This window comes from Paenibacillus sp. JT31N7, assembly GCF_059692095.1.
The window spans coordinates 416,645-430,165 of the sequence record NZ_JCAUAT010000001.1; the positions used below are offsets into that span (position 1 = coordinate 416,645).

12 protein-coding genes and 1 pseudogene are annotated in these 13,521 nt (G+C 45.7%); 3 read left to right on the forward strand and 10 right to left on the reverse strand.

Annotated features, from left to right (window positions below):
* Positions 1–179 precede the first annotated feature (179 nt).
* The 8 genes from AC58P5_RS01840 to AC58P5_RS01875 all read right to left on the reverse strand — a co-directional run bounded on the left by AC58P5_RS01840 (position 180) and on the right by AC58P5_RS01875 (position 7,453).
* Positions 180–1,166 carry an ABC transporter substrate-binding protein gene (locus tag AC58P5_RS01840; protein ID WP_497384217.1) on the reverse strand — a complete coding sequence of 329 codons (987 nt, stop codon included), beginning with the start codon at positions 1,164–1,166 and terminating at the stop codon, positions 180–182.
* A 70-nt stretch (positions 1,167–1,236) separates the two neighbouring features.
* Positions 1,237–2,082 (reverse strand): helix-turn-helix domain-containing protein, encoded by an 846-nt coding sequence (locus AC58P5_RS01845; protein ID WP_497384218.1) that lies wholly within the window; start codon positions 2,080–2,082, stop codon positions 1,237–1,239.
* 284 nt (positions 2,083–2,366) lie between these two features.
* Positions 2,367–3,107: a YheC/YheD family protein gene (locus AC58P5_RS01850; protein WP_497384219.1), complete on the reverse strand. Its 741-nt coding sequence runs from the start codon at positions 3,105–3,107 to the stop codon at positions 2,367–2,369.
* 15 nt (positions 3,108–3,122) lie between these two features.
* Positions 3,123–4,235 carry a 2-aminoethylphosphonate aminotransferase gene (locus AC58P5_RS01855; protein ID WP_497384221.1) on the reverse strand — a complete coding sequence of 371 codons (1,113 nt, stop codon included), beginning with the start codon at positions 4,233–4,235 and terminating at the stop codon, positions 3,123–3,125.
* Positions 4,232–5,392, reverse strand: a complete 1,161-nt coding sequence (gene aepY / locus AC58P5_RS01860) for a phosphonopyruvate decarboxylase (RefSeq protein ID WP_497384222.1) — start codon at positions 5,390–5,392, stop codon at positions 4,232–4,234. The genes AC58P5_RS01855 and aepY overlap by 4 nt, the downstream gene beginning before the upstream one ends.
* Positions 5,392–6,291 (reverse strand): phosphoenolpyruvate mutase, encoded by a 900-nt coding sequence (gene aepX / locus AC58P5_RS01865; protein WP_497384224.1) that lies wholly within the window; start codon positions 6,289–6,291, stop codon positions 5,392–5,394. Before aepX ends, aepY begins: the two co-directional genes overlap by 1 nt.
* A gap of 41 nt (positions 6,292–6,332) precedes the next feature.
* Positions 6,333–7,061: a YheC/YheD family protein gene (locus AC58P5_RS01870; protein WP_497384225.1), complete on the reverse strand. Its 729-nt coding sequence runs from the start codon at positions 7,059–7,061 to the stop codon at positions 6,333–6,335.
* Between the two features lie 86 nt (positions 7,062–7,147).
* Positions 7,148–7,453, reverse strand: coding sequence for a hypothetical protein (locus AC58P5_RS01875; protein ID WP_497384226.1), 306 nt, complete (start codon positions 7,451–7,453; stop codon positions 7,148–7,150).
* 662 nt (positions 7,454–8,115) lie between these two features.
* Here AC58P5_RS01875 and AC58P5_RS01880 point away from each other — a divergent pair.
* Together AC58P5_RS01880 and AC58P5_RS01885 are read left to right on the forward strand one after the other, a co-directional pair.
* Complete coding sequence (locus tag AC58P5_RS01880; protein WP_497384227.1) at positions 8,116–8,538, forward strand: DUF4183 domain-containing protein; 423 nt, start codon at positions 8,116–8,118, stop codon at positions 8,536–8,538.
* Positions 8,539–8,621: 83 nt separating this feature from the next.
* Entirely contained in the window at positions 8,622–8,906 is a 285-nt protein-coding gene (locus AC58P5_RS01885; RefSeq protein WP_497384229.1) for a DUF4183 domain-containing protein, read from the forward strand.
* A gap of 297 nt (positions 8,907–9,203) precedes the next feature.
* Here the strand turns inward: AC58P5_RS01885 and AC58P5_RS01890 are convergent, their stop codons facing one another.
* Positions 9,204–10,535 carry an erythromycin esterase family protein gene (locus AC58P5_RS01890; protein WP_497386008.1) on the reverse strand — a complete coding sequence of 444 codons (1,332 nt, stop codon included), beginning with the start codon at positions 10,533–10,535 and terminating at the stop codon, positions 9,204–9,206.
* Between AC58P5_RS01890 and AC58P5_RS01895 the strand changes: the two are divergent.
* A pseudogene (locus tag AC58P5_RS01895) lies at positions 10,521–10,736 on the forward strand (CPBP family intramembrane glutamic endopeptidase); the annotation flags it as partial. The gene AC58P5_RS01890 and the pseudogene AC58P5_RS01895 sit on opposite strands and share 15 nt — an antisense overlap.
* Positions 10,737–10,826: 90 nt before the next feature.
* On the opposite strand, the gene ppsA reads toward AC58P5_RS01895, so the two are convergent.
* Positions 10,827–13,439, reverse strand: coding sequence for a phosphoenolpyruvate synthase (gene ppsA, locus AC58P5_RS01900; RefSeq protein WP_497384230.1), 2,613 nt, complete (start codon positions 13,437–13,439; stop codon positions 10,827–10,829).
* Positions 13,440–13,521 lie beyond the last annotated feature (82 nt).

Below are 13,521 nucleotides of genomic sequence, written 5' to 3' on the forward strand. Positions count from 1 at the left end.
TGACATCATCAGCAAACAGCAGCCTTGACCATTAACTGGCCAAGGCTGTTTGCATACAAGTGAATCGGACCCTACTCTCGGTAAAACAAAAAAAGCCGCAACCATGCGACTTCTTTGCGTGATATTGTTTTAGCCGGTTGAAGGGTTAATCGCTTACTCTATAGAGCAAGCAGCGCTTTCTACCGTGCCAACATGTTTTTCATAATGGTCTTGACCCCCAACTCGATTCCGAGCGGTCCGCCTGCTGCGATCGAGCTGTCTAACGCATACATCCGCCCATTCTTGATTGCGTTCAACGATTTCCATGCGGAGTTGCTTTCCAAATCTTTCAGATAGCCTTGCAATTTTTTCGAAGACCCGCCAATATCCGCAACGAACATATAATCGGGGTTCATTGCCGCCAGCCCTTCCAGGGAAATCTGTTCCCCCTTGGTCGACATATTGACATATTGGCTTGGCGGCTGTAAAGCAAGACCACTTTCCTTGTTGAAAACAAATTGTGTCGTAAAGCCCCAAAATAGCTTGTCTCCCAGCATAATGACGCCAAACGTCTTGTCACTGAATGTCTTCAACTGCTCTTTTGAATCCGTGATCAATGATTCAATCCGTGTAATTTCTGTCTCTGCCTTTTGCTCTTTGCCGAAAATTTTTCCATATTCCCGCAGGGCTCCCTGCCAGTTGTTCTCATTGCTATCCACTGTAATGACCGGGGCGATTTTCTCCAGTTGGTCTCCATAGCTGCCGTACCGTGCCGAAACCATTATAATCAAGTCGGGTCCGACTTCCAGCAACTTTTCTAGATTGGGGTTTGTCATAGAACCGATATCCGTTATTTGGCTCGATTTGTAGGGGGCCAATGACTCCCATTCGTCCAAAATATTCAAATCTGTCGCTGCTGCAGGAGCTTCATCCAGCAAAAACATATGCTCGAAGTTACGGAAGAACACGAGCGCTACTTTCTCCGGTTTTTTTTCAAGCACGATCTCACGACCAAGCGCATCTACATACGTTCTCGGCCATTGGCCTGCTTCTTTCTTGGCTTCTTCAGCTTTTTCAGGTGCTCCTGCCCCTGCTTGTTTATTGCTAGGCTCCGGCGTTCCAGCGCATCCCGCTAAAATACCTGCCAAAAGTGCAAACGATACGAATAATCTTATGACTGTTTTCATTCTGACTCCTCCTATGTAACGTAAGTTTCGCTTGACTAATCAAACTATGGTCAGTGTAGCAAAACGCATTTTAGATAGGAATGGGGCCATCCTGAAATCCATATGGATTATTCCTGAACCTCCCGCGAAATTCGGCCGGAGAAACACCTACCTGCTTTTTAAAAATACGGCTGAAGTACAACGCGTCTTCATAGCCCAAACTTTTCGCAATCTCGCCAATCGGTGCGTCATTCGCAAGCAAGCTTTCCTTTGCCCGATTCAGGCGATAGGCCATCAAATACTTGCCTGGTCCCATTCCCGTGTGCTTTTTGAAGACATAGAACAAACGGTTTTCATTGATGTCATTTTGTTCAGCCAAAGCACGTACGCTAAGTCCATCCATATAGTGCTCATGTATGTACTTCGATACTTGCTCAAATAGCGCTTGTTCTCCGTCATTGCTTTGATTGCGGGCACAAACAAACAGTTCTTCCAGGACGCAGCGGAAGAGCGTCTCTGTCTGAAAGGTCGAGATTCCGCCCGGTTCTCTCGAGGAACGCCACAATAGCTCCAACAACTCCAAGAGGCGGGGGCTTTGCCCGGTGTTCAGCTGAAAATGCATGTTGGACAAGCAAAAACCGGACGGCTCCGGTGCGCAGATCCGATATAAAACAAGCACATATTCCCATTTCGTATCGCCGAGAACACTTCGATTCAATGGCATTTGTGCGCCGCCGTGAACCACGTTACCCGGAGTCAGCGTATACACGTTGCCACTGAAATCAAAATCGGCCTTGCCTCTCAACGGGAAAATAAATCCCGGATAAGGCTCGGTATAATCATCACAGCTCATCCCCGGCTCCCGCACATAACGGCAGACTTGCTCTACCCGAAACGAGGTACGCGCAAAATGCTCTGCAAACTTGTTAATGTCCATATTCCCTTTCCTCCTGCAATCAAGGCCATGACTACATGTGACTGCACGCTCCACTGCCGCGACCGGAAATCACATGTACACATCGGGGGCGAGTATATTTTACCCCTTGTATTGAGATTGATAATCATTCTTATTATAATAGCACTTTCCATGCACGGAAGTGAAGCTATGCCCCAAAGATTGTGTAACGGACATTTAAAAAGATGACCCTGATTAATTCAGAGCCACCTCTTATTATCTATAGACTCTTTCTTATTTTGTACAAAAAGAGTTTCCATTTTGTCTTAACCGTTTTTGTAATCCATAATGCGGTAATACATCGTTTTATCCTTCAGTTTAAGGAAATGGGAACTTGCCGGATAAAGATTAGCTTCAATAATTCCGATACGTCCTTTCCGGTTTATTCCGACGTCCAGTCCATATATACGGTGTCCCGGAAAAAATGCGCTTAATCTCTTCGCGGAACGGATGGAAACACGATCAATACGGGACTCTAACGCACTGGCGGACAGGTGACGAACGGAAGATCGTCTAATGCCGGATTTAAAACGGTGCAATATCCCCTTACTCCGTGTATGGTTGGAAACGATATAACCTTTACCCGCAACTTTGATAACCTTTCCTGTGACTACCCATTCAGATGAGTACATTCTCCGTTGAATGATAACTCTCATATCAAAAGGGCGTTTATTGATGGTAGGACGGGTAATTCTGCGTTGAACCATATAACTGGCGTACCCGATTTTTCTTCTAATGTAACGATACGTATTGGTTCGACCCCGAATTATAATTTTTCTATTCTCGTAATGTACGGCGTACTTATGATTTCCTTTCCATGAGACTTGAATGACCCCCCGTCCACGGCTCCCCCACACCGGCTTCACGATAACATACCTGTACTTGGAGAGAAGTTTCGAAAAATTATACCGGTTCAGGAGCCTCGTTTTGAGTACGTAACGCTTTAGAGATGCATGCCTTCTCAATATCAAATATTTGTACCATTTATTTCTTGTAGTCGATCCCATAGGACTCCACCTTTCTCATCCGCATTTTAGGCTACTGAGATAGCGTTCAAGCAATTCCAAAAATAACTCGATTTCCTTATACGTTATATCCCCTATATTGGCAATCCGGAACGTATTTAGTTTCTCAAGTTTGCCGGGATAAATCATAATGCCTTTGCTGTAAAAATAATCATGCATCGATTGAAAGTCATAACCGCCGCATTGAGGTTCGAGTATAGAAGTAAGGAGTTTGGAATGATGCTCTTCGGGGACGATATAGGTTAAACCCAATCGGGCTAACCCGTTAATTAAGGTTTTCCAGGATGTCGCGTACCTTTCGTACCTTTTATCCACTCCCTCCCGCTTTAATTCCTCAATCGCTTGTTTAAGCGCATATAAGGTTTGAACCGGAGGAGTAAACCGCATCTGGCCATGTTCCTTAAAATAGTTGTATTGATCATACAAATTCAAATAATAGCTCCTCGGTTTCCGGCCTTTCAAATTTTCCAATTTATTTTTTTCGGCTATCACGAACGAAACCCCGGCCATTCCCTGTAAGTTTTTGTTGGAGCTTGCCGCCAGGTAGGAAATGTTCATTTCCTTCAATTGAATGGGAATGGCCGCAAATGAGCTCATGGCATCTACAATCATGTCGATTTGATACCTTTTGCATAATTCTCCGATTTCCTTTAACTTGTTAAGCAGACCCGTTGTCGTCTCATGGTGTACGACGGCCAGATGGGAGACGGTGCGTTTGGTGGATTGGATGTGCCTTTCTAAATCAGCCAAATCAATCGCATCATCGGGAGGACTTTTGAATTCAAAATAATTCACTCCATAAACCTCCGCTATCTCGCACATCCGTTTTCCATAGGCTCCATTGCTAACGATGACCACCTCATCGTGATTCGGGACCGAACTGATGATGGATTCTACCGCTGCAGTACCCGATCCGCCAAACAATACGGTCGCATAATGATCCGGGTCTGCAACCAGCCGGGTAAGTTCTGTAGAAATAGAGTCCATAATTTGCCCAAACTCGGCTTCGCGAGGACAAATATCCGGAACCACCTGTGACCGTTTCACACTTTCTGTAGTCGTTGCCGGTCCGGGGGTAAGCAAGATGTTTTTCTTGACGGAGGAACTCATGTGCCGCCCACTTCCTTGTCTTTCAAAGGGTCGTTATGAATAAAACGCTGCAGACGTTCTTTTACTTCGTGAGGCTTCATATGGGGGCGGGCAAGCTGATCTTTGGAATTTTTGGATATTTTCAGGAGCACGAACGCAAGTCCTCTATTCACTTTCCATTCTTGTAAAAAAGCTTGCAGTTCCTCGAGACTGTGAACATGAATCGACTTCATATACCCGCAGGAAGCGGCAATATCTATAAAATTAATACCATGGGATACCGTACTTTGCCCGCCTGTTGATTCATGGGCGTTATTATCGAGCAGAATATGAACCATGTTGGCCGGATGATAATACCCGTTGGTTGCCAGGCTCCCCATCCGCATCAGAAGAGAACCGTCTCCGTCAATGACGACGATATCTTTGCTTGGTTGGCTCAGAGCCAACCCGAGTCCAAGAGAACTGATGCATCCCATAGAACCTACCATGTACAAGTTGTTAGCTGCATCTTCGATTTCATACAGTTCGCGTCCGGTTTTACCCGTTGTCGCGAGCTGTACGGTATTGCCGTCTTTCACGGAGTTAATCGCAGATAAGGCCTCATACCGCGTAGGCAGTTGATGGTCCGCATGAGCATGCTGTCGGATCTGATTAAAATGAATGGAGGTTTGCTGTTTTCGCAAGGGCACTTTGTCGAAAGTGTCTTTCTTAACGACAAAAAAGAACGGGCGATTTAGGGCAATTTGCTCATCAGCCTGAATCAGCTGATTTTTTGCTTCCTCTAAATCTTTGGAGAGATACTGCCATTCCACATCCATCAAATCCAGCATTTGCGTTGTAATCTGGCCCATTAGTTCATGCTGAGGCTCATCCGGTATGCCCGGCTCTCCGCGCAGGCTGACAAATCCAAGCAGCGGAATACGAAAAGGGTAGTTCAGGGAGGTCAATGGTGAAACAGCGTTGGTTAGTCCTGAATTTTGCATAAGGACTACTGACTTCTTCCCTCCTATATAAGCTCCCGATGCAATAGCGACCGCATCTCCTTCATTAGCCGCAGCAACATAATCGCATTCGTTTATGGCATAATTGATCAAGTTTTTTAAAAAGGAACAGGGAACGCCGCTGAAAAAGGTATATCCTAATTTTTTCAACTCTTCTCCTAACAATTTTGTGTCCATTAGGAACGCTCACCCGAATCCGGTTCTGACGACGGGAGGTACTGCTGTTCCGCAGCTTCCAGCTCTTCGACCCCTTGAAGTCTGAATACTTCTTCCAGGGTTGCGACGTCTTTTTCGACATGAACGAGGCTTTCATCTCGATAAATTCGCTGGGATAAGTGTTTCATAGCTTGAATGGATGCTCTCAAATTATGGTTTGCCCAGATCACAAGGCTAATCCCCATCTCCTGAAACCTCACGGTTGGAGTCGTATAGTATTTGGTAGGTACGATCACTACCGGCAATCTTCCGGCCCATTCCTTCATGAACGCTTCAATCTCTGCGACATCCGATCTTTTGCTGTGGATAAATACGGCATCGGCTCCTGCCTTCCGGTACGCCTCCGCCCGCTGCAGCGCCACTTTAAGCCCTTTCCCCGTAATAAATGCCTCTACTCTGGCTACCACCGTAAAATCCTCGTCCGTTTGCGTGTCTTTCATCGCTTTAATTTTTCCGGAAAACTCTTCGATATCAGCCAAAGATTGATCTTGGCCGTTAATAAAAGAATTCGTTTTGGGGAACTGCTTATCTTCAATGCATACTCCCGCAATATGGCGCTGCTCCAGTTTTTTCACTAGCCGTCTTGCATTATTAAAGTTGCCGTACCCCGTATCTCCGTCCAGCAAAATCGGGATGGAGGTAGCATCACTCATGAATTCCAAAACATCCAAAACTTGCGTCCAGGAGGCCTCATTGTTGTCCCTTACTCCCATCGCTGCAGAGATGGATAACCCGCTGGCCCAGATTCCTTTAAACCCCGCCTCCTCCACTATTTTGGCCGACAGACCATTATGGGCTTCCATAATAAACTCCGGTTTTTGTGAATGGATCAAGTCTCTAAGCTGCTTTGTTTTTTTCATTGAAATGCTCTCCTTCTCCCCTAGAGTAACGTGCATGGAACCTACTTTCGAATAAGACGCTTGTTTCTTCTGATGGTGTTGATCATAGTAGGATCGGAAAGTTGAGTAAATAACCTATGTCCGGGGTGTGAATTGGCCTCAATAATCCAAATACGACCTTTTTTGTCTATGGCAATGTCAACCCCCAATTCGCGAACCGGATGCCGTTTATTAATCGTTTTGGCGATGATGAGGGATAGTTTGGAAATTCTGCGAAGATAGGCATTCGTTTTGGTGCGGTTGTGCTTAAAAAGACTGAAAAGTGCCCGGCGCAAAGATACGGCATGCCCTCCTTTAAGATAATTGGTCACATACTTACGAGGTGCCGCGACACGAGCGACCACGCCGGAAACAACCCATTTCCCCCTCGGCTTCTGTAAGTAAATCCGGATGTCAAAAATCGACCCGTGGTACTTAGCTAAGCGAAGTCCTTTCTGTACCAGATACTGATGTCCGGGTTTCCGGTATGACTTAATGGCTCTAAAGAGACGACTAGATCGAACAACCTTTCGTCTTGAAGCACTACGAACTTCGTATCGTTTTTTCAATCTCTTGACCCGGATAATCCCGCTGCCGCCACTCCCGTGATTAGGTTTTATGAAGACCGATGAATAGGTTTTCAGCATTCGCTTGGTCCTCGATTTCGTAAACCAGCGGGTTTTAGGTAAATGCGGACGCAAAACGGGATATTTCAGCATGACTTTGTACTTTTTCATTTTTCCAACGGGCACCGGCCATCCCTCTCGTCTTTTTTTTTTGTAAAGCATGCTGTAAGCATATGCATCCGGATTTCCGCCTGCGTGGACCCCTGTCTTGGTTAGAAATCAAGTTTCATTTCACAAAATGGCATATCCTTGCTGGTATAAATACGAAAAATCCAAGGAAATAGCCTTTCGGACTGGCTCAGTGTTCGGGATACAGAAAATAGACGGTCTCCAATCATAAAAGATCCGCTGCCGGGAGAGGTGGCAGCGGATCTTTTGTTTCCAGCAAGACACCGGAAACGCAGCCTTTGCCAGTTTGATTCCGGCATCAGCAGACTTGTGATGTTCAAGGAGCCTTTCACGAATTCCAATGCGACCGCTTTACCGATTTCTTCCGCGCCGCCCGTAACGGCTACCACCTTGCTCCTATGTTCACCTCCGTGTAAGAACCGATGTTATTTCTTCTTATGACATACAATTTGCCAAGATCCCAGTCAAAAGTACATTCCTCTAAAAGATAGCACACATAATATACAACATTTGTCAGGGGAGGTGTTTTGGATTGGGTTCCCAATATAGATGCAAAAAACAGAACGTTACCTACCGATCAAAAAGAAAACGGACACATAGTCAAGTGAAAAGCAAAAAAAGCGGAAATCCATTCGCTGCATCCGAGCGTAAATGTGGGTGTTTTAAAAGGAATCGGCCAAAGCGGCATCAAACGAAAAAAATAAGTGCATGCCTTCGAAAGAGAAAAAAATGCAAAAAGCCGATTGTGATTAGTAGGAAAAAAAATTGCGTAGGATTGCCTCCAAGAATTGTGGTTGCCGTAAATCAAGTCCAAAGTCCTTCGGGTCCGCAAGGAGTACAAGGCCCGCCAGGAGCAGGCGGCCCCCCCGGTCCGCAAGGCGTGCAGGGACTACCGGGAGCGGACGGCCCGCCGGGTCCGCAAGGCGTTCCGGGACCACCCGGAGCGGACGGCCTGCCGGGCATGCAAGGAGTACAAGGCCCGCCGGGAGCAAGCGGCCCTCAGGGCCTGCAAGGCGTGCCGGGACCACCCGGAGCGGAAGGCCCGCCGGGCATGCAAGGAGTACAAGGCCCGCCGGGAACAAGCGGCCTACCGGGCCCGCAAGGTGTGCCGGGACCACCCGGAGCGGACGGTCCTCCGGGACCTCAAGGTCCCCCGGGAGAAGTTTTTGTCCCTCATGTTTCAATCGTTCCGGTCGTTCAAAGGTATTTTTATTTTACGCCTTCGGATATTCAAACTCCCGTCGTTATTCCAGCGAATCAATTTACAAACGATCAAGGACAGGTAGTTGCCGAATTCCTCCATCCAGGTCCCAATAGCTACAGCAATCTTTTTATCAACGGGCTCCTGCAGGAAGGAAGCATTTATAGCGTAACTGCAGCAGCATTGAGCATTAATCCCGGAGGGGATACCCTTATTAAGGATACCCCTATTATCCTCGAAATCGTTCAAATTTTTGCCCAGGTCACCTCATAAAATGATATAAATCTACCAAGCAATCAGCCCTATCAAATTTTTAAATAGAGCATTTAATAATCCTATAGGAAGGAGGTGGAAAAATGCCTATTATAAAACCATTCGTAGCCGGAAGAAGATTTACATCCACCACAGGGGGCGGAACAGGTACAGGTGCAACCTTTGCTATTGCGGCTACTACTTTCACCAATGACGCCGGTACAGCCGCTACTGCGTTTCCCGCTTCATTCGCTTATTACAATCTATATATCAATGCAGTGCTTCAAACCGCAGATACTTCCACGGTCACAACAACTGCAATCACGATTCCGGGAGGCGACGCGCTTGATCCGGCAACTCCCCTTATTGTTGAATTTGTTATAACTTAAAAGAAGAATCATGCTTCGGATAGCCCACAGGATGCTGTGGGTTATTCTAGTATTTTGTAAAGACTTTATATCCATCGGTACCCGTAAACTCGATATCTAACCATCTTTTAGATGGCGGCACCCCACCACCATCAAGTTAAAAGCCTATTTCTAAAGAGAAAAGCGCGTATCCTTTTCTTACCAATTAGAAAGGATGACGCGCTTTTTTATGAATGACCGACGGGAACCGAAATCGTAAAGGGTGACACCGCCGGCCGCTTCATTCTGGTCACCCGAGAAGGGATTGTCGTCTTGCTCTTACTTGATATGGGACGGGCTTGTTTTGCGTATGTGAAAAAGAATGTCAAACTGCTCTTGCAGGGACGTGTCAAAGTATACCGGCGCATTCGGGATGAGTTGTGCCCCAAGGCTCAGCAAGGGTCGTTTTTCTCTAACCCATTGTTCTGCCTGTCCCTTAAGATCGCGAGTATCCAATAAAAACATCTCATACGAGACTTTTCCAAGCGTATAGTTAGAACTGTTTGTATCCTGCGGAATCGTATCCTTCGAAAGGTTATCTTTGCTGGGAGCACTGGACTGACTGTATAAGGTAAATTGGCCCTCCGCGGTGGTGCTGCCAACGACGACATATTGATCAGCTAAACGTTCTTTCAAAAACTTTCCGGCTGCATCTGGATATAAACTCTTATCGATAATACCTTTGGCTACGTGGATATTGTGTCCCCAGACCATCGTTTTACCCCCTAAAGCCTCCTGAGCCCACATTACATGATCGGCCAGATATTGCTCGTGCAGCTTCAATAGGCTTGGATAATCACTAGGAATCATCATGGATGTAAAGTTCTGTATCGCTTTCGCAGTTCCTTTCACCCAGTCAAGCTCATTTGAATCTTCCCCTTTATTCGCCTGTTTAGTCTCGTTTTCGAGCAATTGGACTACTTTCTCCGCATTAACCTTGAACCTTTCTTTCACTTCAGGAGTCAGCTGCATATATTCCTGCAAGTTTCCGGTCACAGCCGGCAACTCTTTATAGTTCTTTTCTACTTCTGCTAGTACATCTGGATGATGCTGTTTAACATAGTCTATCACTTTATTATAGACGCTTTGATCCAGTGCCTTTAAATCAATTCCGATAAATTGGATTTTCTTCTTGTTTGAAGGATCGGCATTATACTCTTTCATCCAATCTACCATGGCTATAATTTCATCGGTTGGATATAGCAGCTGCAATATTTCTCTGGGATTTCCTTGTCCCGTTCGGATGTATTCGTTCAGCTTCAAACCGTTTCCCCAATCCTCTTCTATTGCGAAATTCGTAAAGCCCAGCTCCGTGACCAAATACTTCACAAGGCGAAACTTCATCGTAAAAATCTCGGAGCTTCCGTGAGTATTTTCCCCCAATCCCACATAGCGGGCATCCCCGATCATGGTCCTAAACGGCTTCAGATCATCCGTTGGTTGTGCCGGGTCAATCGTCTTCAAAGGCTTCGCCTGTGATTCAATGGATTGGATGATATCGTTCTGGACCGGCCCAGCTGAAGGGGCCGTTTCTGCCGGTTGAGTCCCTCCTTCCTTTGTGCATCCTCCAACTAGTATAGCGGCACTAATCATCGCTACCATATCGCCCATTTGCGGCTTGCCACAGGCAGTGTCTGGCCTGCGGTTATCGTCCATTCCGCATGGAATGCCGTCATTCAAGGACCCTTCGCGCGTGCGACTACCGGAAATCATTCTGAAATTTGGATCGGAGAATCCGGTCTGATTACGGGTCTCGTTATCATGATTACTGCAATCATTGTGTCCCGAACAACGAGATACATAAAGAATTGAGTTTGGAAAGCTTACAGATTATTGACTAACCTAAGAATAACAGCCTTCGTCCGGCTGAGTACCGAACGAAGGCTGTTTTCGTATGTTTCCCTAATCCCTAAGATGCTCGATTTCAATATACCCTTCTGTTCCATGCACGCGAATTCGTTGTCCGTCTTTTATCAGTTTGGTGGCATTCTCCACTCCGACAACTGCCGGTAAGCCATATTCACGTGCGATAACGGCTCCATGGGTCATCAGTCCACCGACTTCGGTGACTAGGCCTTTTATGGATACAAACAATGGAGTCCAGCTGGGGTCGGTAAAGGCGGTGACTAGTATATCGCCATCTTCCAGATCAGCATCTTCCATGTTTAAGATGACACGTGCGCGTCCCTCTACAACGCCCGAAGAGACAGCGAGGCCTACAATGGCTTCGGCGGGGATATTTTCCCGTTTGTACTGACCCGAAATTATTTCGCCATCAGACGTGATAACACGTGGCGGAGTTAGTTTTTCATATAATCTGTACTCGTCTTTTCGTTTGCTGATGATCTGATAATCCAGTTTATTCGTGCGTACGACTTCGTGAAGTTCTTCAAAAGTGAGAGAGTATACATCTTCTTTTTCATGAATAACGCCCGCTTGTACGAGTCGTTCGGCTTCTTTTAGCAGAGCCTGCTTATAAACGAAGTAGCGACTAATCATGCCGTATTTGGGATATTCCCGATAACCGATGAAATTCCGGATTAGGCTGATCATTCGTTTGGTTTCTTTGGCCTTTTGTTCACCATCCGGTAATGGCTTCAATCGATCTAATAACTCTTGTTCTTTTTTCAATGCTTCCTGTCGCCCTTGTTCAAATTTCCGATTGCTGGCATTAGGCTCAAAGTTTTTGATATTACCAAGAATCATGGGGATAAGTGTAGTTGGTTTTTCACTCCAACGAGTTCGAGTTATATCGATTTCTCCGGCACATCGCATTCCGTATTTATGGAGATAAGAATAGATAGCGTTTTGAGCTTCCTGTCCCCCATCCAACTTAACCAACTCATCCAAAAAGTTATCATCTTTTACATGCTGCAAATAATCGATGACTTCTGGATAAGGACGAATCACATCCGCGACATCCATTAGCGCCAGACCCATTTCCGAAGTAATATTATTGGGTACAGATTGAGAAAGCGTGTCTGCTGCGTTTTTTTCACCCAGCCACTCTTTTATGTTTTCATTGATCCAGGATGAGGCATTCATAGCAGCCATAAACACACGCGAACTTTGCGGGTCAAATAAGATCTTCTTTAATTCCTGGATATCTTCCAGAATAAAATCAAATAAATCCGATCCGGATTTCGTTCGGATGTTTTGTTTTAACTCTATTATCGATGTTTGACTACGCTTGATCAAATCAGTAACGATCGTCGGATCGTTTTCGATTTGTGCCGGCATCTCTGTATGACTTCTTTCGGGACTCGGTGTTTTGTTATCATCTGGTAACCATTTTATAAAACCTTCTCGCTCTACTATGGTCATGAGTGCGTCTTTTAAAAGCGGATCGTGTTCTCCCATGGTCTTTAATAACATTTCTCTGCGTACAGGTGAAGCCAGTAAATCTGTGCAATCAACAAATAACCTTCCACCAGCTTTACGCATGGGTGCAGAAGTCGTCAACAGAAAAAAAGACAATCCCAGTGGTTTTATGGGATCCGTCATCATTTGTTGATGACCAACAGAGATATAGACGTGATTTTCTTGATCGTTCGCTTCAGGAATGGGATATAAAGTGGTGATTGGACGGCTCTGGACAATGTAAAAGGTATCGTCGGCCAAACACCATTCGATATCTTGCGGCTGGCCAAAATAAGCTTCGATCTGTCTTCCTATGCGTGCCAGTTGTAAAATTTGTTGTTCGGTAAGTGTTTGAGTCTTTTGCTGATCGGGATCGATCTGCCGTGTCTCGGTTCCGCCTTCTTTTCGTCCATAGATAGCCATTTTTTTGGCTGCTATCCTTATATCGACGATTTCATCTTCCTGTACTTTATAACAATCGGCAGATACCAAGCCAGAGACCAGTGCTTCTCCAAGTCCAAAACCGGCATCGATCGATAGCAGCTTTCGGTTGGAGGTAATCGGATCAGCGGTGAATAAAATCCCCGAAGCCTGCGGGAAAACCATCCTTTGGACGATAACGGATAAATAAATTTGGCTGTGGTCGAACCTATTTTGCATACGGTAGATTACCGCGCGATCCGTAAATAGGGAAGCCCAGCATTTGCTGATATGCCGCAAGATGGCATCGACGCCGATGATATTTAAATAGGTGTCTTGTTGACCGGCAAAAGAGGCATGTGGCAAATCTTCGGCAGTCGCACTAGAACGCACGGCATAAGCATGTTCCTCGCCAAACCGGGAGAGATAGTGAGTAACTGCTTTCACAACATCGGAAGGAATTTCTGCTTCCATAATGATTTGTCGGATCTTCCTGCTGATTTCACCAATTTGATCTCGATCTTCTACTTTTAGCAAGGTTAGCCGATTGAGCAAAGCATGATACGTTTCGTTTTGTTCGATGGCTTTTCCATAGCCCACTGTTGTAACACAAAATCCTTCCGGTACTTGGATTCCTTCCATTTTTGATAATTTCCCTAAATTCAACCCTTTTCCGCCAACGAGCATAAGCTGCGTTTCTTCCATTTCCTGAAAACCGAGAACCAAAGAACTCATTCGATATCTCCCCTAACCATTGAATTGAGAAAAACATTTGACAAGAGTTCACTGGCACGGTATAATTAAAGTATAGGATGAA

What these genes read in the sequence shown, in the direction of transcription:
- AC58P5_RS01880 (WP_497384227.1), top strand. Translation starts at nt 8,116, where the DNA reads ATGCAAGGAGTACAAGGCCCGCCGGGAACAAGCGGCCTACCGGGCCCG.
- aepY (WP_497384222.1), bottom strand. Translation starts at nt 5,392, where the DNA reads ATGGACACAAAATTGTTAGGAGAAGAGTTGAAAAAATTAGGATATACC.
- AC58P5_RS01885 (WP_497384229.1), top strand. Translation starts at nt 8,622, where the DNA reads ATGCCTATTATAAAACCATTCGTAGCCGGAAGAAGATTTACATCCACC.
- AC58P5_RS01855 (WP_497384221.1), bottom strand. Translation starts at nt 4,235, where the DNA reads ATGAGTTCCTCCGTCAAGAAAAACATCTTGCTTACCCCCGGACCGGCA.
- AC58P5_RS01890 (WP_497386008.1), bottom strand. Translation starts at nt 10,535, where the DNA reads ATGGGCGATATGGTAGCGATGATTAGTGCCGCTATACTAGTTGGAGGA.
- AC58P5_RS01850 (WP_497384219.1), bottom strand. Translation starts at nt 3,107, where the DNA reads ATGGGATCGACTACAAGAAATAAATGGTACAAATATTTGATATTGAGA.
- AC58P5_RS01840 (WP_497384217.1), bottom strand. Translation starts at nt 1,166, where the DNA reads ATGAAAACAGTCATAAGATTATTCGTATCGTTTGCACTTTTGGCAGGT.
- aepX (WP_497384224.1), bottom strand. Translation starts at nt 6,291, where the DNA reads ATGAAAAAAACAAAGCAGCTTAGAGACTTGATCCATTCACAAAAACCG.
- ppsA (WP_497384230.1), bottom strand. Translation starts at nt 13,439, where the DNA reads ATGAGTTCTTTGGTTCTCGGTTTTCAGGAAATGGAAGAAACGCAGCTT.
- AC58P5_RS01845 (WP_497384218.1), bottom strand. Translation starts at nt 2,082, where the DNA reads ATGGACATTAACAAGTTTGCAGAGCATTTTGCGCGTACCTCGTTTCGG.